Origin of the sequence: Methylobacterium sp. 174MFSha1.1, from assembly GCF_900116815.1 — a bacterium.
GTDB lineage: Bacteria > Pseudomonadota > Alphaproteobacteria > Rhizobiales > Beijerinckiaceae > Methylobacterium.
The window spans coordinates 1-20,487 of the sequence record NZ_FPCB01000030.1 but is presented as its reverse complement, the minus strand read 5'-3'; the positions used below and the strand labels follow the sequence as shown (position 1 = coordinate 20,487).

Genomic DNA, 20,487 nt, shown 5'->3' with positions numbered 1-20,487 from the left:
CCTTCTTAGAAGTCGTGCTCAGGCGTCGAGGCGGTGGGCCTCGTTCGCCGGCCAGCCCACCCGCACCGTGTCTCCGAGGGCGAGGGGGTGGCCGGCATAGGCGTGGTCGCTCAGGATCGCCGTCAGGGCGGCCCCCGGCTCGGCGGAGAGGTCCGGCGCCTCCAGGCTCACATGGACGGTGCTGCCCTGGTACTCGACCGCGACGACGCGGGCGCTCGGCGCCTCCGGGCCGGCCTCGTCGCCGAGGCGCATCCGGTCGGCCCGCACCGCGATGCGCCGGTCGGGGAGCGCGATGACGTTGTGGCCGCCGATGAAGCGGGCGACGAAGGCGGTGGCCGGCCGCTCGAACACCGTGCGGGGATCGGCCGCCTGCTCGATGCGGCCGCCATTCATCACCACCACGAGGTCGGAGAGCGCCATCGCCTCTTCCTGGCTGTGGGTGACGTGCACGAAGGTGATGCCGAGCTCGCTCTGCAGCCGCTTGAGCTCGGTGCGCATCCGCACCCGCAGGAACGGGTCGAGGGCCGAGAGCGGCTCGTCGAGGAGCAGCACCTTCGGGCCGGTGACGAGGGCGCGGGCCAGCGCCACGCGCTGCTGCTGGCCGCCCGAGAGCTGCGCCGGCAGCCGGCCGGCGAGGTGGTCCATCTGGACCAGCGCCAGCATCGCCTCGGCGCGCTTCATGCGCTCCGCCTTCGGGACGCCCCGCATCTTGAGCCCGAAGGCGACGTTGTCGCGGCAGGTGAGGTGGGGAAACAGCGCGTAGCTCTGGAACATCATCGCGGTGCCGCGCTGGGCCGGCGGCAGGTCGCCGACGGCCTTCGGGCCGATCACCACGTCGCCGGAGGTGACGGTCTCGTGCCCGGCGATCATCCGGAGCGTCGTGGTCTTGCCGCAGCCCGAGGGCCCGAGCAGGCAGCAATACGAGCCGGACCGGATCTTCAGGTCGATGGAATCGACCGCGACGGTGTCGCCGTAGCGCTTGGTCAGGCTGGCGAGTTCGATGTCCACGCGCTCTCCCCTCGGCGGCTCCCCTTGCGCCACGGTCCAAGCAAGGTGCGGGCCAGGGGCGCGGAGCCGGCGGGGTCCGGTGGGGCGGCGATTCCTGTCGGCGAGCCTGTTGCAATGCGCCGGGCGATCCGCTATCCCCCCGCTCGTCTTCGGCGCACCACGGTTCGCCCGGCCACGCGGCCTTGGGCGGGACGAGCGGCGCCGACGGGCCGTTGTAGCTCAGTGGTAGAGCGCGTCATTGGTAATGACGAGGTCGGGAGTTCAATCCTCCCCAGCGGCACCATCTTCACCGTGAAGTCAGAGATTTCGCTCGGTGTGTCTGAAGCCTGTTCGGTCCCGCTCGGGACGGCAGCACGGCACCGGCGGGCCGTTGTAGCTCAGTGGTAGAGCGCGTCATTGGTAATGACGAGGTCGGGAGTTCAATCCTCCCCAGCGGCACCATCCTTCTTGCTGAAAACTCCCAGTGTCGGAAACGCGATCCGCTGATCGCCAGGCTACCGCTCGTTCGGCTCGGTGGCGGCGGCATGTCAGGGCACCGTCAACCCTCCGATATTCAGATCGCGCACACGACTGCTCGGCGCGATGGCGCCGAACGCCTGTGCCGGACCCTCCAGGTCCGATGCTGCCGATAGCGCGATGGCCCATCCGGTGCCGGCGCTGCCCCGGCCGCGTGGAGAACACTGAAGGCCGAAGCACGAACAGTTCGTCCATCTCCGCGCCTCTGGTAACGAAACATTAACCATAAACGGCGCACTGAGCCGGCTATGTACTCACAGCTCCGCCAGTACGGCTGGCGCCCGCTCGAAGCAGCGGGCCACATCGCGCTCTGGATTGCTCTGCTGACGGGCGGCCTCGCCTGCGCGGGGGCGGACCTTCTCGGCGGCTGGGAACAGGCGGGCCGGCTCGTGATGGGCCAGGGCTGAGTCTCCGGGCGAGAGGTCGGGCTGTCCTCCATCAGAGGGGGGAAAGCTTGTCCCGTCGCCGGCTATCGGTGATCGCCGACAGTGAATCGACCCAGCTCCGGCAAGGATGCAAGCACACCGTACGATGACGCTCCCGACGCGGACTGTCGCCATCTTGTCGTAACGGAAGATGCCGGGCGTCGTGCGGATCGCATGCTGTCGCCTCACCCGTGAACGTCGCGAATCCGGCGGCTGGATACGATCTCGAAACCATTCGGGTTGCATCGGAGGGCTCAGCTGCTAAGCTTGGCCTTGCCGGCCTAAGCGCAAGCGGGCTCCATGGCCGCATCACCGCCCGAGCAATGGGCGGCGCCACACGTCTCCCGCACCGCCGGAGGGCGGCGCCGGCATGGGCCGCGCGCCGTCCATGAACCCGACCGCGGGCGATTCTCGTCAATCCGGACGCGGCTCCCGCGTCCCGCCGGCCGTTGCCGCCCGTCGTGTCCGCGCCGGGTCCCGTGCGCATGGCCGCATCGACCTAAAAAGGATCCGACGCGATGATCGATCACCGCCGCCGCCTCCTCAGCCGCGCCGCCCTCAGCCAGGAGGGCTGCATCACGCTCCGGCGCGAGCCCGACCGGGCCTGGCCCGGCGACCACAGCCGGCTCTGCGCCCTCGAGAATGACGGCCACCTGCTGTTCCTGGGCGAGCGGCCGGGCCTGAATCCCGGCAGCACCTCGGCCGCCTGGCGCATCACCGCGCAGGGCCGGGAGATGCTGCAGGAGGGGTGAGGACGGGCCGGCCGCACGGGCCCGGGGGCCGCACCGGTTCTTCAAAACCGGCCTGTTCGCGCCTACATGGGAGGAGGTAGGGCCACGGCCCGGACAGCCGCCGAGGTGAGCGATGGACTATGTCTGCGACGTCCCCGGCGGAAAGACCTGGTTCCAGATCGAGACCGAGTCGGAGGCGATCCAGGAATCGGCCCTGATGGGTCACGCCGTCGAGAAGCACTTCCGGCAGGCGCAGGCCCGGGCCGAGGCCTCCTACGTGCCGCCCTCCGGCCCGTTCATCGAGCAGCAGATCGGCCTCAAGGCGCACTTGCGCCGGACCATGCCGCGCTTCTTCACCCTGCGCGACCCGGAAGGCAACGGGCTCGCCACCGCCATGGTGCCGTGGGGGGCGGGCTGCCCGATCGTCGTCGGCATCGGCAACCGCGACCCTTACGTCGAGCATGCCGAGGCGATCCGGGTGCTGGCGACGCATCTCCGCATCCCCCTCGACCGCGGACGCTGCTACCCCTACGGCCGATGAGGCTTCAGGCCGCCTCGGTCCGGGTCGCGAGCGGCACCGCGATCCGGCAGGTGAGGCCGGCTTCCGCGTAGTCGAGGCTGACCTCGCCGGCGAGCTCCCGCTCCAGGCTGGTGCGGATCAGCCGCGTGCCGAAGCCGGTCCGGGCCGGCGGCGTCACCGGAGGACCGCCGCTCTCGCGCCAGCGCAAGGACAGCGTCTCCGCTCCGGCCCGCGGGTCGGCTCGCCCCTCCGCTTGGCGATCCGCTCGCCCGTCCACCTGCCACTCCACCGCCACCTGCCCGGCCTCGACCGAGAGCGCGCCGTACTTCGCCGCGTTGGTGGCGAGCTCGTGGATCGCCATCCCGAGGGGCAGGGCCACCGCGGGGGTGAGGGAGACGGGCGGTCCCTCGAGGCGGATGCGGTCGGCCCGGCCGCCGGCATAGGGCTCCAGCTCCGCCGACAGGATGCCGCGCAGGCCCGCCCCCTCCCAGTGGTTGGCGGTGAGGACGTTGTGGGTCTGGGACATCGCCAGGAGCCGGGACTCGAAGCTGCCGGTGAAGTCGTCGAGGGAGGCGGCGCTGCGGGCGGTCTGGCGCGCCATCGACTGCACGGTGGCGAGCGTGTTCTTCACCCGGTGATTGAGCTCGTGGATCAGCAGCTCCTGGCGCGCATCGGCCGCCCGGCGGTCCTCGTCCTGCTGCCGCAGGGTGCGGGACGCGGCGGTGAAGGCGTGGCTGATCGCCTGCGCCTCGCGCACGGCGGAAGCCGGCACCGCGACCGGTTCGCCCCGGCCGAGCGCCGCGGCGGCGACCGCGAGGCGGCGCAGGGGCCGGGCGAGCAGGCCGGCGGCGAACCAGCCGATGCCCGCCGCCACCGTGGCGACGACGAGGCCCCAGAGCAGGATCTGCCGGCGCAGCTCCGCCACCGACGCGAAGGCGGTGCCGGCGTCCTGGCGCACCAGCACGGTCCAGCCGAGGCCCGGGAAGCCGCGATAGCCCCGGGTCGGCCGGTAGCCGGTGAGGTAGCGCCGCCCGTCCGGCCAGGTCTCGGCCTCGGTGCCGGCGCGGCCCGCCCGCGCCGCCGCGACGCTCGGCAGGTCCGGCGGCAGGCTCGCCCGGCGCAAGCCGTCCGGGCCGAGCAGCACCGTGCCGTCGCGGGAGAGCACCAGGGCGGTGACGTCGCGCGTCCCGGCCGAGGTCTCGCGCAGGGACGCCTCGACCCCCCGGGCCCAGGCCCAGTCGAGGTGGGCCGAGACGACCCCGACGAGGCGGCCGTCGTCGCCCCGGACCGGGGCGGCGATGTCGAGCACCCGCGGCGGGTCGGCCGGGTCGTGGCCGGGCGTCAGCCGCGCCAGCAGCTGGGTGTCGTGCAGGTCGCCGACGAAGGGCCCGTGCCGCCCTTTCGTGAAGTAGTCCCGGTGCGCGACATCGACGCCCTCGAGCGCGCCCGTGCTCGTCGCCTCGATCCGTCCGGCGGCGTCGATCAGCACGATGATCGCGTAGTCCGGATAGGTCTCCTGCGCCCGCCGCAGCACCCGGCGCTTGCGCTCCACCGGGGCGTCGGGATCGCGGATGGTGTCGTTCTCGGCCAGGATCACCATGTCGCGCCAGCGCTCGAACAGGCCGCGGTCGAGCCGGCCGGCCATGGAGGTGGCGACGTCGGCGAGCTCGGATTCGATGCGCGCCTCGAGCCGCTGGCTCGCCACCCGGGAGGCGACCAGGGCGAGAACCAGGGTCGCCACCAGGCCCGAGGCCCCGAGACCGAGGGCCAGGAAGACGCGGAGCGGCGGCTGGGGCAAGGGGAATCCGGGTCTTCGTCTCGGCCGGGGACGGCCCCGTTCGGGGTGGGCCGAATCCTACCCTACAGCAAGCGGCACCGGAAAGCCTCGCCGTTTCCGGTCCGTCCTCAGTCCCGTGCCGGCTCGATCATCGCCCGGACCTTGGTGGCGAAGGCCTCGATCGAGAAGGGCTTCGTGATCATCCGCATCCCCGGCGCGAGGTGGCCGTTGCCGAAGGCGGCGTTCTCGGCGTAGCCGGTGATGAACAGCACGCGCAGGCCGGGGCGCGCCGCGAGCGCCTCGTCGATCATCCGGCGGCCGTTGAGGCCCGGCAGGCCGACATCGGTGACGACGAGGTCGATCCGCCCGGGCGCCTCGAGCAGGCGCAGGCCGGTCCGCCCGTCGGGCGCCTCGATCACCCGGTAGCCGAGCTCGGTCAGGGTCTCGCCGATCAGCGCCCGGACGGTGGAATCGTCCTCCACCACCAGCACCGTCTCGCCGTGCTCGGCCCGCGGCACCGGCAGGCCCTTGGCCGGCGCCGGCTCGTCCACGGCCCGGCCGAGATGGCGCGGCAGGTAGAGCTTGACCGTCGTACCCTGGCCGACCTCCGAGTAGATCCGGACGTGCCCGTCGGATTGCTTGGCGAAGCCGTAGATCATCGAGAGGCCGAGGCCCGTGCCCTGGCCGAGGGGCTTGGTGGTGAAGAACGGGTCGAAGGCCCGCGCGATCACGTCGGGCGGCATGCCGGCCCCGGTATCGCTGACGCCGACGCAGACATACTGTCCCGCCCGCACCCCGATCTCGCTCGCCACGTAGGAATCGTCGAGATGGGCGTTGGCGGTCTCGATGGTGAGGCGCCCGCCCTCCGGCATCGCGTCGCGGGCGTTGATCGCGAGGTTGAGGATCGCGTTCTCGAGCTGGTTGGGGTCGCAGAGCGTCGGCCACAGGCCGCCCGCCACCACCACCTCCAGCTGCACCCGCTCGCCGAGCGTCCGGCGCAGCAGCTCGTCCATCGCGCGCACCAGCCGGTTGGCGTCGACCGACCGGGCTTCCAGCGGCTGGCGGCGGGCGAAGGCGAGGAGCCGGTGGGTCAGCGCGGCGGCGCGATGGGCCGAGGCCATGGCGAGGCCGGTGTAGCGGGCGAGGTTCTGCGTACGACCCTCGTCGATGCGGGTCTGCATCAGGTCGAGGGCGCCGACGATGCCGGTGAGCAGGTTGTTGAAGTCGTGGGCGATGCCCCCCGTGAGCTGGCCCACCGCCTCCATCTTCTGCGCCTGGCGCAACGCCTCCTCGATCCGGGCGCGCTCCTCGATCTCGGCGGTGAGCCGCGCATTGGCCTCGGCGAGCGCCGCCGTGCGCTCCGCGACCTGCGCCTCCAGCGCCTCGCGCCGCTCGGCCAGGGTCTCGCGGGCCCGGACCTGGTCGTCGATGTCGGTGCAGGTGCCGAACCAGCGCTCGATCGCCCCGCTGCGGGGATCGCGGATCGGCACCGCCCGTCCCAGCACCCAGCGATAGACCCCGTCGTGCCGGCGCAGGCGGTACTCGATCTCGTAGGGCTCGCCGGTAGCGAGCGAGTGGCGCCAGCGCCGCCAGGCCTCCGGCTGCTCGGCGGGATGGAAGATCGCGTTCCAGCCCTCGCCGTCGGTCGAGCCCTCCAGCATGCCGGTGAACTCGTACCAGCGCGGATTGTAATAGTCGTGGTAGCCGTCCGGCAGGGTCGACCACACCATCTGGGGCATCGATTCGGCGATGGCCCGGAATTTCAGGGCGGTGTCGGCGAGCGCCGCCCGCGCGTCGGTCTCGGCGGTGATGTCGACGCCGAGCAGGTGCAGGTCCGCCACCGCGCCGTCGGGCCCGCGATGGGGCACGTAGCGCACGAGCGCGTGGCGCCCGTCCGCGTCGGGATGGGGCGTCTCGAACGTGACCGTCTCGCCCGAGAAGGCCCGGGCCAGCAGCGGCCGGCGCACGGCGTAGAACGCCTCGCCGACGATTTCCCGCAAGGGGCGCCCGACGGCCTCGTCCGGATCCAGGCCGTACCAGCGCGCGAAATTGCCGTTGGCGAAGCGGCAGACCTCGTCGCGGTCGAGGGCGGCGATCAGGGCCGGGGCGGCCTCGGTGATGCTGCGCAGGTCGTCGCGCTCCGCCCGCGCCTCGGCGAGCGCCTGCGTGAGGGAGGCGGTCTCGGCGAGACGGGCGGTCTCGGCGAGGTGCGGCGCGCCGGCCGCGAGCGCGACGGCGTCCCCTCCGGCCGATGGCATCTGTCCGCTCGCGTCCTGGCTGCTCATGACTGTTCGTTGCGGTCTGCCGCCGCCAAACCCTGCGGAACGGCTGCCGATAGACGGGACGACACCCTCCAGGCAACCACCGAAGCGGCGCAGGGTTTCCTGGCGCACACAGCCGGCCCGCGGGCGCGGGCCCTGCGGCGCAATGACCGCGCCGGCCGGGTTGCGACCCCCGCGCCGAATCGGTAACTTGTTGATTATGTTGTAGTTTTCAAAAGTTCTAATCTGAGAGCGGTCAGCGGGAGCGATTCCCCCGACCCTCCGCGGATCGGGTGCTCCAGTCACGACATGATCGTCTGTTCCTGCAACGTGCTCTCCGACGGCCAGGTGCGCGCATGCCTCAATCCCGGCCCGGGCTGCCCGCGCACGCCCGCCCAGGTCTATGCCTGCCTCGGCTGCAGCCCGAAATGCGGCCGCTGCGCCCGCACGATCCGGGGAATCCTCGACCGGGCGCTGGCCGACGCGCACGCCGCCTGTACCACCACCTGCGGGGCCGCCTGCACCCTGAAGGAACTGAAGGAGGAGGCCGCCTGACGGCGGCCCCCCGACTCAGTAAAGCTTCACTCGACCTCGGGCTCGATCTTCTCCAGGCCGCCGATGTGGCGCTGGGCGTAGAGCGGCAGGCCGACCTGACGGATCAGCTCCTGCTGGGTCTCGAGGAAGTCGATATGGCCCTCCTCGTCGGCGGCCAGATCCTCGAACAGCTGCTTCGACACGCGGTCGTTGATCGAGTCGCAGTACTTCGCGGCTTCGAGGTAGAGGCTGCGAGCCTCGACCTCGGCAGCGAGATCGCATGCGATGATCTCTTCCACGTTCTGCCCGATCCGCAGCGGGTCGAGCTCCTGCAGGTTCGGGAAGCCCTCGAGGAACAGGATCCGATCGACGAAGCGATCGGCGTGGTTCATCTCCTCGATCGATTCCTTGCGCCAGAACTTGGCGAGATCGATGTAACCCCAGTCGTTCAGCATCCGGAAGTGGAGCCAGTACTGGCTCACCGCGGTCAGCTCGCTGCGCAGGCCGCGGTTGAGGTACTCGACGACCTTGGCATCACCCTTCATCGCTCGATCTCCCGTATCGATCGTCCATCGGGGCCGGGTGGTGCCGGCCCAACCGGGGCCCTAGCTAGCAGCGAACGTGCCGCAGGGCCACCATGAGCGTGGCCTGACCCAACGCAAATGGCGAGCGGAGATCACACGTCAGCGGTCACACGTCGATGCACGCGAAGGCGTCGAGGTCGAGGGCGTGGCCGGCCCGGTCGCGCTTGGCCGTGAGGTAGCGGATGTTCTCCGGCGTGATCCGGCCGAGCGCCCGCTGGGTCTCCACCACCGTGAGGCCGGCGGCCTCCAGGCTCGCGGCCTTCTCGGGGTTGTTGCTCACGAGCCGCACGGCGGTGACGCCGAGGGCCTTCAGCATCGCCGCCGCGAAGTCGAACCGGCGCTGGTCGAGGCCGAAGCCGAGAGCCTCGTCGGCCTCGTAGGTGTCGAGCCCGCGGGCCTGGAGGTCGTAGGCGCGGATCTTGTTGGCGAGCCCGTTTCCGCGCCCCTCCTGGTCGAGGTAGAGCACGATGCCGCCGCCGTGTTGCGCCATCCAGCCGGCGGTGCCGCGCAGCTGGTCGCCGCAATCGCATTTGAGCGAGCCGAACAGGTCTCCGGTGAGGCAGGCCGAGTGCAGCCGCACCGCCACCGGGCCCGACAGGTCCGGCCGGCCGATCACCACCGCCACCTGGTCGCGCAGCCCCTCGCCGCCGCGGAAGACCACGAACTCGCTGTCCGGCGCGCCGGCGAGCGGCACCGGCGCCCGGCTCACGGGCCGCAAGGCGGCGGCCTGCCGGGCCGGATAGCGGGCGACCGCCTCGGCCGCGACGCTCAGGGTGCCGGGAGGGGCGGCCTCGCCCGGCACCACCAGGACCGCCGGCAGCACCTGGGCCAAAGCCATCAGGGCGAGCGCCGCGGCATCGCCGGCGGAGGCCGGCGCCACGGGAGCGTCGATCCGTCCGTCGAGGCGCAGGGCCAGGGCCTCGATCCGGTCTGGGTCGATCACCGGCAGGGCGACCGCGCCGGCCTCGGCCCGGTCGGCAAGGCCGAGGCGGCGCAGGCGCGGCGCCGGCAGGACGAGGCGGGCACCGTTGCCCGCGAGCGCCGCGAAGGCGGCGGCCGTCTCCCCGTCGACGGCCTCGGCCGACAGGGCGAGCACGGGATCTTCACCGCGCAGGACCACCGGCCGGCCGGCACGGATTTCCGCGAGGGCCCGCTCGACATCGATCTGGTCCCGGCCCGCGGCCGGGTCTACATTGCTGCTGCTCTGCATCGTGACCGACATCATCGACCCTGAGAGAGATGGCCCGGCCCCGTCGCGGCAGACCATGAGTGAGAACCGGTGGGGGAGGGCGCTGCGATTCGACGGACGGCGAACGGCATGTGGTGCGTGCAGCCCCGCTTCGCCGCGGATCCCTCCATCAACCTTTCGCGATTGTCCAGTTCGACCATACACCCCGGGAGTGAAGCTGCATGACGCCGCGCATCTACGCTCCGTCCCAGAAGGTGCTGCACTGGGCGGTCACCATCCTGATCTTCGCGCTGGTACCGATCGCGCTCGCCATGGCCAAACTGCCCGACGGCCCGCTGAAGAACGCCCTCTACGAGTGGCACAAGTCGTTCGGGCTCACGGTGCTGGCCCTGGCCCTCGCGCGGCTCCTGGTGCGCGCCGCGCGCGGCGCTCCGCCGCTGGTGGAGGGCCTGCCGGCCTGGCAGCGCCGGGCGGCCCACGCCTCGCATCTCGCGCTCTACGTCCTGATCGTGCTGGTGCCGCTGCTCGGCTGGGCCGGCACCTCGGCCTGCTGCGCGCCCGTCATGCTGTATTTCACCCTGCCCCTCACCCTGCCGGTCTCCGGCGGCATGCCGGTGGGGGAGGCGATCCTCAAGGTGCACCAGGTCGCGGCGTTCACGCTGGTGGCGCTGGTGGCGCTTCACGTCGCGGCGGCCTTGCACCACCACGTGGTGCGACGGGACGGAACGCTGCGGCGGATGCTGCCGGGAGGGACGAAAGCCTGAAACGCCCCACCGGCCGCAGATGCTGCCCGGACACGCGTCGGCGGACAGCGAACGTCGTCCGACCGCGCCCGCGACGATGGCGGTGCACGGACACGGCGGAAGCGCGGCGAACTCCCATGCTGCGAGGCGGATGCTCGATCACGTGCCCTTCCCGTTCTACTCGGATCCCTATCGCGATGTCTCCTCCGAGATTGATACAGCTTCAGATTGGATATATGGCAAGCGATCAACCAAAGCGAGCGACGGCCGATCTTTGTCTTTGCACGACTGAAGTGTTGTAATAAGGAGGGCAAATCGCGTGCCATGCAGTAAGGCCGGCTACCCGCATCGTCTGTCGCGGATTGCCATAAGCCCAAAAGAAGAAAGTAAAATGGCAACAGAGGCGGTGCCGCGGGTCAAGACGTAACGCTAAGATGGGTCTAAGTAATTCTAACGTACTGGTAATATCCTAGGCAGGCTCGATATTTGTTTGGCGAACACCCGCTATATGGAAGGATTGGGCGTGCAGGATAAGAAGGTTGCGCTCGTTACGGGCATTACCGGCCAGGATGGCGCGTATCTCGCGCACCTCTTGTTGTCGAAGGGCTACGAGGTGCATGGCGTCAAGCGGAGATCGTCTTCGTTCAACACCGCGCGCATCGAAGATATTTACGAAGATGCCCATGTCGATAATGCGAGATTTTTTCTGCATTACGGCGATCTGACGGATGCGACGAATCTCATCCGTCTCGTGCAGCAGACCCAGCCGTGCGAGATCTACAATCTTGCGGCTCAGAGCCACGTGCAGGTCAGCTTCGAGACGCCCGAATATACAGCCAACGCGGACGGCATCGGCACATTGAGGCTCCTCGAGGCCATGCGCATCCTCGGCCTCGAGAAAACTTGCCGCTTCTATCAGGCCTCGACGTCTGAGTTGTACGGCCTCGTTCAGGAAGTGCCGCAGCGCGAGACGACGCCCTTCTATCCGCGCTCGCCCTACGCCGCCGCGAAGCTCTACGCCTACTGGATCGTGGTCAATTACCGCGAAGCCTATGGCATGCACGCGTCAAACGGAATTCTCTTCAATCACGAGAGCCCGCTGCGTGGCGAAACATTCGTGACGCGGAAGATAACCCGCGCCGCGGCCGCGATAAAATTGAACCGGCAAAATAAACTGTGGCTTGGAAACCTTGACGCGAAGCGCGACTGGGGACATGCCCGCGAATACGTCCGTGGGATGTGGCTCATGTTGCAGCAGGATCAGCCGGACGACTACGTACTCGCCACGGGCGAGACGACGGCCGTGCGCAACTTCGTCGAGTGGGCTTTCGCCGCGGTCGACATCGACCTGCGGTGGGAAGGCAGCGGCGTCGACGAGAAGGGCTATTGCCGGTCGTCCGGACGCTGCCTGATCGAGATCGATCGCCGGTACTTCCGGCCGACGGAAGTCGACCTTCTCATCGGCGACCCGAGCAAGGCCCGGGAGAAGCTGAACTGGAGGCATGAGACGTCGGCTCGCCAGCTCGCGCAGGAGATGGTCGAGGCGGATCTGGTGGTCATGAAGGACGCTCCGATCGCGAAGGGAGTGTAGGGTGGCCAAGGACTTTGCGCTGTCTGGAAAGAAGGTCTTCGTGGCCGGCCATCGCGGGATGGTCGGCTCTGCGATCGTGCGGAGGCTGGCCTCCGAGGGATGCGAGATCCTCGTCGCGGATCGCCGCGAGCTCGATCTCCGGGAGCAAGGATCGGTCCGGGACTGGTTCTCGCGCACGCGTCCCGACGCCGTCTTCCTGGCCGCCGCAAAGGTCGGCGGAATCCTCGCCAACTCGCAATTCCCGGCGGATTTCCTGTACGACAACCTGGCGATCGAGACCAACGTCATCGAAGCGTCGCACCGGTACGACGTCGGGAAGCTTCTCTTTCTCGGGTCGAGCTGCATCTACCCCAAATTCGCCCCCCAGCCGATCGAGGAGGGCGCCCTTTTGTCCGGCGCCCTCGAACCGACCAACGAATGGTACGCGGTGGCGAAGATCGCCGGCCTCAAGTTGTGCCAGGCGTATCGGCAGCAGCATGGTCGGGACTACGTCTCGGCGATGCCCACCAACCTGTTCGGTCCGGGCGACAATTTCGATCTGTCGTCAAGCCACGTGCTTCCCGCGCTGATGCGAAAGGCCCATCTCGCCAAGGTGAACGGCGATCCGCAGTTCGTGGTATGGGGTACCGGTACGCCGCGTCGCGAATTCCTTCACGTCGACGATCTCGCGGATGCCTGCGTCTTCCTGATGAAGAGCTATTCGGACGATCAGCACGTCAACGTCGGCAGTGGCGAGGATCTTCCGATCAGCGAGCTGGTCGACCTGGTATGCGATGTCGTGGGATACAGGGGGGGCATCCATTACGATCGCTCGAAGCCCGACGGAACGCCCCGCAAGCTGATGTCGGGCGAGAAGCTCGGCGGACTGGGATGGCGGCCACAGATCACGCTGCGCCAGGGCATCGAGAGCACCTACCGGTGGTTCCTTGACAATCATGTGAGCTGACGACGAGAGACGCGGGGCAGCTGCATGATTCGTGCTCGGGGTGATCGCCCAGCGTGGGAATCGAACGTGCAGCCGGCGTGGCCTCCGGCCGGGTGGTCGATCGTTTCAAGGTCTGGAGAATATCCGTTGAGTGACCAGTTTCCCGTGCATCCGGTCAAGCTGCCCATCATCCGGCGTGATGCGGCCATGTTTGCGCGCACCCTCCCTGATTTGGCGAGATCTGCCGATCGGTGACCTGCGATCAGGGCTGTGCCATACGATTTTCATCCGTGGTTGCTGCGCGGGTGCAAGCCGTGAACGAGAAGTGGAATTATGCCGCACGATATCGATAGCTTGATCCACCCGGTCATCCTCTGCGGCGGGTCGGGGACGCGGTTGTGGCCGGCCTCCCGCGAGAGCTTCCCCAAGCAGTTCCTGCCGCTGGAGGAGCCCGGCCGCTCGTCGTTCCAGGCCACCGCCGCGCGGCTGACCGACGCCGGCACCTTCGCCCAGCCGTCGGTCATCACCGCCAACGACGCGCGCTTCCTCGTCGCCGAGCAGCTTGCCCAACACGGGATCCGCGCCGACATCCTGCTCGAACCCTGCCGGCGCGATTCCGCCCCGGCGGTCGCCGTCGCGGCGCTCCATGCCGCCGCCCGCGACCCGCAAGCCCTGGTGCTGATCCTGCCCGCCGACCATGCCGTCGGGGACGATGCCGCCTTCGTGCAGGCCGCGCGCGCCGCCCGGGCCGGGGCGATGGCCGGGCACATCATGACGCTGGGCATCACGCCGACGAGCCCGTCCACCGCCTACGGCTACATCCAGCCCGGCGCTCCCCTGCCCGGCGAGACCGGAGCGCATGCCGTCGCGCGCTTCTTGGAGAAGCCAGACGCGACCCGCGCCGCCGGCCTGATCGCCGATGGTGCCCTCTGGAACGGCGGCTACTTCCTGTTCCGCGCCGACGTGATGCTGGACGAGCTCGAAGCGCATGCACCGGCAGTGCTGGAGGCGGCCCGCGAGGCGCTCGAGACGGCCACTCGCGACCTCGACTTCGTGCGCCTGGGCGAGGCGGCGTTCGAGCGCGCGCCGCAGATCTCGATCGACTATGCCGTCATGGAACGGACCCGCCGCGCCGGCGTGCTGCCGGTGGTCTTCCCGTGGTCGGATATCGGCACCTGGGGCGCCCTATGGGAGATCGCACCCCGCGACGGCGACGGCAACGCGCTGCGCGGCCGCGTCGCGGTGCGGGGCACCCGCAACAGCCTGGTGCATTCCTCCGGCGATATCCTGACGACGGTCGTCGGCCTCGACGACGTGGTCGTGGTGGCGACCGACGATGCCGTGCTGGTGACCAGCCGCAGCGCGGGAGCGGAGGTGAAGGGCCTGGTCGAGACCCTGCGGCGGCGGGGCGAGCCGGAGGCGGATGCCCATCGGCTCATGTACCGGCCCTGGGGCTCCTACCAGCGCATCGATATCGGCGGCCGCTTCCAGGTGAAGCGGATCACCGTGAAGCCGGGCGGGCGGCTGTCGCTGCAGAAGCACCATCACCGGGCCGAGCACTGGGTGGTGGTGCGTGGGACCGCCGAGGTGACGGTGGATGGGGCGGTGCGCCTCGTACACGAGAACGAGGCGGCCTACCTGCCGATCGGCTGCGTGCATCGGCTGGCCAACCCCGGTAAGATTCCGCTCGAGCTGATTGAGGTGCAGGTTGGCAGCTATACTGGTGAGGATGACATCATCCGCATCGAGGATGTCTACGGTCGTTGAGCCCGAATAAAATTAAGGGATTGAGGAAAATATCTTATGTCGAAATTTGACAGCTCGTTGTTCGAAATGCTTACTGTTTACGAGGGAAAAATCAATTTCATCTCGAAAAGAGAAAAATTTTCTGAAGACTATATCTTGAAATTTGCTGAAGATTTAAAGGAGCTGTCCAAGGTCGGCCAGGGCTTCGAGTCGTTCATTGGGTCCGATGATATCTTGGTGGGCCAAGCCGCGTCCGACGTGCAATTGAGCTGGATTGCGAAGTCGCCGCTCCCGCCTTCCGTGCATATCGGATCAAATTTTTCGGAAAGCACTAACTTTTCCAACGGGCAGACCGCCTACATGACCGGGTCGGGGGCGTCCGCGTCGGCCTGTCTATACTATTCCGACAAAGATTTCGGCACGGATATTCCCGCGGTCGCCGGCGCGACCTATCAGCTGCGCGGCCTCTTCGCGACCCATCGCGCGCTGGGCCGCCTCAAGCTGACCTTCCTCGACGAGGAAAGGAAGCCGATCGGCGGCTGCGAGGAGCTTCTCACGGAGCATAAGGCGGGGGGACAGATCGAAGATTGGAAGCAGGTCGATACCCATTGCACGGCGCCTCAGGGTACAAAGTATCTTCAAATCAACATTTGCTTCGTCCGGTCGTACAATGCGATTCGGGATATGAATTTTTTCATATTCTTCAATTCGGTCAGCCTGAAAATCGTTTGGACCAAGAAGGGTGAGTCTAACAAGACGACTGCCGACGGGTGGACGCGACTCATTCTGTCAATCCTTTCCGGATCTTCGACCTACGTGCTGTACAGCGCCGAAGTCGACGTGGAGAAAATTAACGCCGGGCGACCGAATATCTATCTTGTCAATAGAGAAAATGATTCTGATCAAACTCTCGTCTATGATCCGAATTCTATTTTCGATTTTTCCGAATCTGAGATCAAATTTGAGAACGGAAGATTTTTATCAATAAAGATCAATATGCCGATACACTACATTGTGTATTGTGATAATCGGCCGATTGCTTCCGGCTATCATCAAGGCCATCATCATACGCACGTCAAGCTCCCCGACAATCTGCTGGATGGGAACGCTCACCTCTTCGACGTCAGAGATGCAACGGGCATCACAATCCTTGCCCGTGACGTCTTCATCGTCCCATACATGTCGACACCCTGGTACATCCTGCAGGAGCACGCTGCTCCGTTCCCGCCGAGCGCTCTCGCCCCGGCGGCGGTCGATCGCTATCGCGCCCTCCAGGCACATCTCGCGAACGGCGTCGGCGGCGACCTGCAGGCACAATTGTTCCACGCGCATCAGGTCCTGGTTCTCGGCTTCAATTTCAACAAAGACTTCCGCCCGTTGAGATTTCCGCAGGATAGAACACCCAAAGTATCCATTATTATCCCAGTTCATAACAAATTTGAGGTAACATATTTCTGCTTATGTGCGTTGCTGGTCGCCCATAACAAATCGCCATACGAGATTATCGTCGTCGACGACGGATCTACCGACAAGACGAAACAGCTCGCGTCCTACGTCGACGGGATCAAAATCATCAGGAACGAAGTCAGCCTGGGCTTCATCGGAGCCTGCAACAAGGGGGCCGAGTCCGCCGAGGGCGAATACGTCGTCTTCCTCAACAACGATACGGAGCCGACGATCGGCTGGCTTGACGAGTTGCTGGACAGCTTCGCAATCTTCGACAAAGTTGGTCTTGCAGGATCGAAGCTCGTTTACCCGGACGGGACGCTCCAGGAAGCCGGCGGCATCGTGTGGGGCTCCGGCAACCCGTGGAACTATGGACGGAGCCAGAACCCGCACGAGCCACGCTTCGCCTACAGCCGCGAAGCGGACTACCTGTCCGGTGCCGCCATCATGCTTCCCAAGTCAGTCTGGGACGAGGTCGGCGGCTTCAGCACGGAGTTCATGCCGGCCTATTTCGAGGACACCGACTTGGCGTTCAAGATCCGGGCACACGGCTACAAGACTTACTACGTCGCTTCATCCGTCGTGTATCATTTCGAGGGCGTAACGAGCGGAGTCGACGTGTCGGGTGGCGGTGCCAAGCGACATCAGGAGATCAATAGGCCTAAATTCAAAAGAAAGTGGGTCGAGGATTATCGCCTGCATGGGCGCGAGGGCGTGAATCCGGATCTTGAAAAAGACCGGGGTATTCACGGCCGTGCACTGTTCGTCGATTATCAGACACCGAAAGTCGATACTGATGCCGGCAGCTACGCCGCCGTCCAGGAAATTCGCCTGGTCCAGGCATTGGGCTATAAAGTCTCCTTCCTGTCGCAGAATCTTGCTTATCTTGGGAAGCATACGGAATATCTTCAGCGCATCGGCGTCGAGGTCTACCATGCGCCCTTCTATCAATCTATAGAGGATGTCTTCGAGAAGCATGGCAAGGATTTTGATGTTGTCTACATGACGCGTTACTATGTGGCCCGCAGTTGCGTTGCGGCGGCGCGGCGATACGCACCGCAGGCCAAGCTGGTCATGAACAACGCGGATCTGCATTTCCTGCGCGAGATGCGCACTGCGATTGCCAGCAACGACAGGGCGTTGATGGGCAAGGCTCTGACCGTCAGGAATGATGAGCTCTCAGTGATGCAGGACGTCGATCTGGTCCTGAGCTACAATTCTGTAGAGCATGCCGTCATTATGAGCCATAACCCTGACTCGACGCGCGTGATGCATGCTCCTTGGGTGGAGAAGATTTCGAATAATATACCGCCCTTCGAGGCAAGATCCGACGTCGCGTTCCTTGGTGGCTTCAATCACCATCCTAACAGAGAGGCCGTAGAATTCTTTGTGCTAGCCGTGATGCCACTCCTACGTCAGAAGTCAGATATGCATCTAAAGGTCTACGGGAGTAACCCGAGCAAGGAGGTCTATCAGCTGGCATCTGACGACGTAATCGTGCATGGCTATGTCGAAAATGTTAACGTCGTTTTCGATAACTGCCGTGTTTTTGTAGCCCCGCTCGTCAGTGGGGCCGGGATCAAAGGAAAGGTCCTCGCTGCTCTCGCGCATGGCACACCTTGCGTCTTGTCGCCGATCGCCGCCGAAGGCATTGGCCTGCGACACGGCTACGACTGTTTCATTGCAGAAACGCCGGCGGATTGGGTTGAATATATTATGCGCTTGTACACCAATGCCGATCTTTGGTTGGAATTATCTAACCGGGGACGGAACTTAATCAACGAAGTTTACTCTTTTGAGGCTGGTCGAGCAAAGATGAGGAGCGCTTTCGAATCGCTTTCGCTCTATACGCCGAGTTGAGACAATTGCATCGACATTGTGGAAGGGGGTGATTTATTTATTTAACCCTCAAGGGTGGGATGCTGAAATGGGTCGGAATTAGAGGAGACGATATATTTAGACCGTCAACAGTTGGTGGGCATCTCTGATGGTGGGTCGGCGTCTGACGCCAACCGGTTAGCCACTGTAGATGCCCACATCTCGGATTGACCCTATTTCACCAAACTCGGGCTGAGACTCGAGCAGCATCAGAACGCAATGACGGCAGCAAGCGCGAGAGCCGAAGCGAAGTTGCGGGCGAGCTTGTCGTAGCGGGTGGCGATGCGACGGAAATCCTTGAGACGGCAGAACACAGCCTCGACCCGTCAGCGGTCGCGATAGCGCCGCTTGTCGAGGCGGATTGGGATTGGGATTGCCCCGGATCGGTGGACACCGAGAACGCTTTCGCGTGAGGTGTTTTTGCCATGCCGAGAACCCGTCCCCCGTACCCGGCGGAGTTCCGCCGCCAGATGGTCGAGTTGGTCCGCGCCGGACGCGATCCGACCGACCTCGCCGTGAGTTCGGACCGTCGGCCCAAGCCATCCGCAACTGGGTGGCCGAGGCCGACCAACTGGAAGGCCGCCGGGAGGTGAAGCCTCCTACCGTGGAGGCTGCCCTGTCGGCGAGCGAGCGCGATGAACTCCTTCGGCTGCGGCGCGAGAACCGTCAGTTGAAGCTGGAGCGCGACAGCCTGGTTTGCGCGCGAGACCGGAGTTCTGCCGTCGGGATCTTCCGGTTCATGAGCGCGAACCAGGCGCATTTCCCGAGCGCCGTCATGGCGCGCGTGCTGGGCGTTTCGAAGGCCGGGTACTACGCTTGGTCCGGCCGTCCCCTCTCGGCGCGGGCTCAGGCGGACGAGGTGCTGCTCCGGCGCATCCGCACGATCCACCTGGGCTCGCGCCAGACCTACGGCTCGCCACGGGTCCAGGCAGAGTTGCGTGAGCAGGGCGACGCCCACAGCCGCAAGTGCATCGCCCGGCTGATGCGACAGGCGGGTCTGGTCGGGGCGTGCCATCGCCGCGGCGGGTCGGTGACGACGCAGCGCGACCAGGAGGCTTGGCCGGCCCCGGACCTGGTCGACCGCAGCTTTGCGGCTGACGAGCCCAACCGGCTGTGGGTCGCAGACTGGGATTGCCCCGGATTGGATACTGGTGGTGAATCCTTTTGTCTGGTTAGCTCGTTCACGTGACAGCGTAATCCGACGCTTGCGGGGACTCCTCATGTCACCGCATCCAAGCTTTCCTGCCAAGGTTCCCAGCCAGACCGCCGCTGTGGCGCGAGCCGCGTTCCCGCGGGGCAATGCCTACCTGCGACTGAGGGATGAACTCGGCACCGAGTTCACCAACACGCGGTTCTTGGCGTCGTTTTCCTCCCGCGGCCGCCCGGCCGAGGTACCCTGGCGGCTGGTCGCCAAGAACCTCTCAGATCGCCGCGTGGCCGAGGCGACTCGTGGCCGCATTAATCGGATGTACGTTCTTGGCCTCAACCTTAGCGACCTAGGTGCGCAGTCCCGGAGTGTGATGGAGCATTATCGGCGCCGGGCCGCCAGTCGGAGGATGCACTATGGCAGGAGTTCTTCACGGTAGCGCCCGCACGACGCTGCGTATTCGAGTCGAGCTCCAAGCGTCGAAAGAAAGTAGCCGCTCCCTTGCCGCCCAGTATGGTCTGAACCCGAAGACCGTCGCGAATTGGCGCAAACTTACACAGCTTGAAGGCGCATGTGTCGGCCTTCGTGACGGCCTACAACTTCGCCAAGCACCTCAACGCACTGCGCTGGAAGACACCGTTCCAAACCATCTGTCAGGCCTGGACCAAAAGACCCAGACCGATTCAAGATCGATCCGCACCACCCCATTCCGGGACCATAAAGTAAGCGGCTTTCAGAATGTGGTGGAACACCTCGCATACACAATACGCTCTGATCGCTCCGACGAGCGGCCGCGGCATAAATCGCGCGAACAAAAGAGTCCTACGGCAGAAATCCTGCCGCAATGCTCCGCATAAGGGCGGGGGCGTCCCGCAGTGGGACACTCTGCGAGCGAGACGTGAGGTGGTGAGCATGTGCGGGATCGTGGGAATCGTCGGCCGGAATGCCGTGGCGGGACAGGTGGTCGACGCGCTGCGCCGGCTCGAATACCGCGGCTACGATTCTGCCGGCATCGCCACCCTGGAAGCCGGCCGGCTGGAGCGCCGCCGCGCCGAGGGCAAGCTGTCGAACCTCCAGCTCAAGCTGCTGCAGAACCCGCTCGCCGGGGCGATCGGCATCGGCCACACCCGCTGGGCCACCCACGGCCGGCCGAACGAGACCAACGCCCACCCGCACGCCACCGAGCGTCTGGCGGTGGTGCATAACGGCATCATCGAGAATTTTCGCGAACTGAAGGCCGAGCTCGCCGCCGAGGGCTGCGTCTTCGAGACCGAGACCGACACCGAGGTGGTGGCCCAGCTCGTCAGCCACCTGATGCGCCAGGGCCTTAAGCCCCTCTCCGCCGTCGAGGCGGCCCTGCCGCGCCTGCGCGGCGCCTTCGCCCTCGCCTTCCTGTTCGCCGGCGAGGAGGACTTTTTGATCGGCGCCCGCCACGGCGCGCCGCTCGCGGTCGGCTTCGGCGACGG

General features: G+C 66.3%; 15 protein-coding genes, 2 tRNA genes and 4 pseudogenes. 15 read left to right on the top strand and 6 right to left on the bottom strand.

Translation table 11 applies throughout. The annotated features are described in order from the left end of the window. Positions 1-18 precede the first annotated feature (18 nt). Positions 19-1,008, bottom strand: a complete 990-nt coding sequence (locus BM430_RS24010) for an ABC transporter ATP-binding protein (RefSeq protein WP_093569761.1) — start codon at positions 1,006-1,008, stop codon at positions 19-21. 208 nt (positions 1,009-1,216) lie between these two features. Between BM430_RS24010 and BM430_RS24005 the strand changes: the two genes are divergently transcribed. The 5 genes from BM430_RS24005 (at position 1,217) to BM430_RS23990 (ending at position 3,221) form a co-directional block, all read left to right on the top strand. Next, positions 1,217-1,291 (top strand) — tRNA-Thr (locus tag BM430_RS24005). Positions 1,292-1,374: 83 nt separating this feature from the next. Then, positions 1,375-1,449, top strand: a tRNA-Thr gene (locus BM430_RS24000). Between the two features lie 323 nt (positions 1,450-1,772). After that, positions 1,773-1,931, top strand: coding sequence for a hypothetical protein (locus BM430_RS34855; protein WP_177303159.1), 159 nt, complete (start codon positions 1,773-1,775; stop codon positions 1,929-1,931). Between the two features lie 536 nt (positions 1,932-2,467). Next, positions 2,468-2,701, top strand: coding sequence for a hypothetical protein (locus BM430_RS23995; protein WP_093569760.1), 234 nt, complete (start codon positions 2,468-2,470; stop codon positions 2,699-2,701). A gap of 112 nt (positions 2,702-2,813) precedes the next feature. Continuing rightward, entirely contained in the window at positions 2,814-3,221 is a 408-nt protein-coding gene (locus BM430_RS23990; RefSeq protein ID WP_093569759.1) for a hypothetical protein, read from the top strand. 4 nt (positions 3,222-3,225) lie between these two features. Here BM430_RS23990 and BM430_RS23985 read toward each other — a convergent pair whose 3' ends face one another. Together BM430_RS23985 and BM430_RS23980 are read right to left on the bottom strand one after the other, a co-directional pair. After that, a complete protein-coding gene (locus tag BM430_RS23985) occupies positions 3,226-4,998 on the bottom strand; it encodes a sensor histidine kinase (RefSeq protein WP_093569758.1) in 1,773 nt (590 codons plus the stop codon). 107 nt (positions 4,999-5,105) lie between these two features. Then, positions 5,106-7,235, bottom strand: coding sequence for a PAS domain-containing protein (locus BM430_RS23980; RefSeq protein ID WP_244539640.1), 2,130 nt, complete (start codon positions 7,233-7,235; stop codon positions 5,106-5,108). A 312-nt stretch (positions 7,236-7,547) separates the two neighbouring features. On the opposite strand from BM430_RS23980, the gene BM430_RS23975 reads away from it, so the two are divergent. Next, positions 7,548-7,793 (top strand): (2Fe-2S)-binding protein, encoded by a 246-nt coding sequence (locus BM430_RS23975; RefSeq protein ID WP_048435019.1) that lies wholly within the window; start codon positions 7,548-7,550, stop codon positions 7,791-7,793. 26 nt (positions 7,794-7,819) lie between these two features. Here BM430_RS23975 and bfr read toward each other — a convergent pair whose 3' ends face one another. Both bfr and ribA read right to left on the bottom strand, forming a co-directional pair. Next, positions 7,820-8,317: a bacterioferritin gene (gene bfr / locus BM430_RS23970; RefSeq protein WP_093569756.1), complete on the bottom strand. Its 498-nt coding sequence runs from the start codon at positions 8,315-8,317 to the stop codon at positions 7,820-7,822. A gap of 145 nt (positions 8,318-8,462) precedes the next feature. Further along, complete coding sequence (gene ribA / locus BM430_RS23965) at positions 8,463-9,566, bottom strand: GTP cyclohydrolase II RibA (protein ID WP_244539639.1); 1,104 nt, start codon at positions 9,564-9,566, stop codon at positions 8,463-8,465. Positions 9,567-9,766: 200 nt separating this feature from the next. Here ribA and BM430_RS23960 point away from each other — a divergent pair, with 200 nt between their 5' ends. From BM430_RS23960 to BM430_RS23940, 5 genes are all read left to right on the top strand, one after another. Continuing rightward, the gene (locus BM430_RS23960; protein ID WP_093569755.1) at positions 9,767-10,309 is read left to right on the top strand and encodes a cytochrome b; all 543 of its coding nucleotides are present in this window, start codon (positions 9,767-9,769) and stop codon (positions 10,307-10,309) included. 487 nt (positions 10,310-10,796) lie between these two features. Then, complete coding sequence (gmd, locus tag BM430_RS23955) at positions 10,797-11,879, top strand: GDP-mannose 4,6-dehydratase (protein WP_093569754.1); 1,083 nt, start codon at positions 10,797-10,799, stop codon at positions 11,877-11,879. 1 nt (position 11,880) lies between these two features. Then, positions 11,881-12,825 (top strand): GDP-L-fucose synthase, encoded by a 945-nt coding sequence (locus BM430_RS23950; RefSeq protein ID WP_280142289.1) that lies wholly within the window; start codon positions 11,881-11,883, stop codon positions 12,823-12,825. Positions 12,826-13,137: 312 nt separating this feature from the next. Continuing rightward, entirely contained in the window at positions 13,138-14,571 is a 1,434-nt protein-coding gene (locus BM430_RS23945; protein WP_177303158.1) for a mannose-1-phosphate guanylyltransferase/mannose-6-phosphate isomerase, read from the top strand. Between the two features lie 36 nt (positions 14,572-14,607). Next, complete coding sequence (locus BM430_RS23940) at positions 14,608-17,856, top strand: glycosyltransferase (protein ID WP_093569753.1); 3,249 nt, start codon at positions 14,608-14,610, stop codon at positions 17,854-17,856. Between the two features lie 227 nt (positions 17,857-18,083). Here the strand turns inward: BM430_RS23940 and BM430_RS23935 are convergent. Continuing rightward, positions 18,084-18,236, bottom strand: a pseudogene (locus tag BM430_RS23935) (transposase); the annotation flags it as partial. A gap of 191 nt (positions 18,237-18,427) precedes the next feature. Here BM430_RS23935 and BM430_RS23930 point away from each other — a divergent pair. From BM430_RS23930 to BM430_RS23925, 4 genes and pseudogenes are all read left to right on the top strand, one after another. Next, positions 18,428-19,063: an IS3 family transposase gene (locus tag BM430_RS23930; protein ID WP_093569752.1), complete on the top strand. Its 636-nt coding sequence runs from the start codon at positions 18,428-18,430 to the stop codon at positions 19,061-19,063. Between the two features lie 374 nt (positions 19,064-19,437). Next, a pseudogene (locus BM430_RS35355) lies at positions 19,438-19,557 on the top strand (IS481 family transposase); the annotation flags it as partial. Between the two features lie 13 nt (positions 19,558-19,570). After that, a pseudogene (locus BM430_RS34205) lies at positions 19,571-19,742 on the top strand (IS481 family transposase); the annotation flags it as partial. Positions 19,743-19,933: 191 nt separating this feature from the next. Next, a pseudogene (locus tag BM430_RS23925) lies at positions 19,934-20,487 on the top strand (glutamine--fructose-6-phosphate aminotransferase); the annotation flags it as partial.

What these genes read in the sequence shown, in the direction of transcription:
- BM430_RS34855 (WP_177303159.1), top strand. Translation starts at nt 1,773, where the DNA reads ATGTACTCACAGCTCCGCCAGTACGGCTGGCGCCCGCTCGAAGCAGCG.
- BM430_RS23995 (WP_093569760.1), top strand. Translation starts at nt 2,468, where the DNA reads ATGATCGATCACCGCCGCCGCCTCCTCAGCCGCGCCGCCCTCAGCCAG.
- BM430_RS23990 (WP_093569759.1), top strand. Translation starts at nt 2,814, where the DNA reads ATGGACTATGTCTGCGACGTCCCCGGCGGAAAGACCTGGTTCCAGATC.
- BM430_RS23980 (WP_244539640.1), bottom strand. Translation starts at nt 7,235, where the DNA reads ATGCCATCGGCCGGAGGGGACGCCGTCGCGCTCGCGGCCGGCGCGCCG.
- BM430_RS23975 (WP_048435019.1), top strand. Translation starts at nt 7,548, where the DNA reads ATGATCGTCTGTTCCTGCAACGTGCTCTCCGACGGCCAGGTGCGCGCA.
- bfr (WP_093569756.1), bottom strand. Translation starts at nt 8,317, where the DNA reads ATGAAGGGTGATGCCAAGGTCGTCGAGTACCTCAACCGCGGCCTGCGC.
- ribA (WP_244539639.1), bottom strand. Translation starts at nt 9,566, where the DNA reads ATGCAGAGCAGCAGCAATGTAGACCCGGCCGCGGGCCGGGACCAGATC.
- BM430_RS23960 (WP_093569755.1), top strand. Translation starts at nt 9,767, where the DNA reads ATGACGCCGCGCATCTACGCTCCGTCCCAGAAGGTGCTGCACTGGGCG.
- gmd (WP_093569754.1), top strand. Translation starts at nt 10,797, where the DNA reads ATGGAAGGATTGGGCGTGCAGGATAAGAAGGTTGCGCTCGTTACGGGC.
- BM430_RS23945 (WP_177303158.1), top strand. Translation starts at nt 13,138, where the DNA reads ATGCCGCACGATATCGATAGCTTGATCCACCCGGTCATCCTCTGCGGC.
- BM430_RS23940 (WP_093569753.1), top strand. Translation starts at nt 14,608, where the DNA reads ATGTCGAAATTTGACAGCTCGTTGTTCGAAATGCTTACTGTTTACGAG.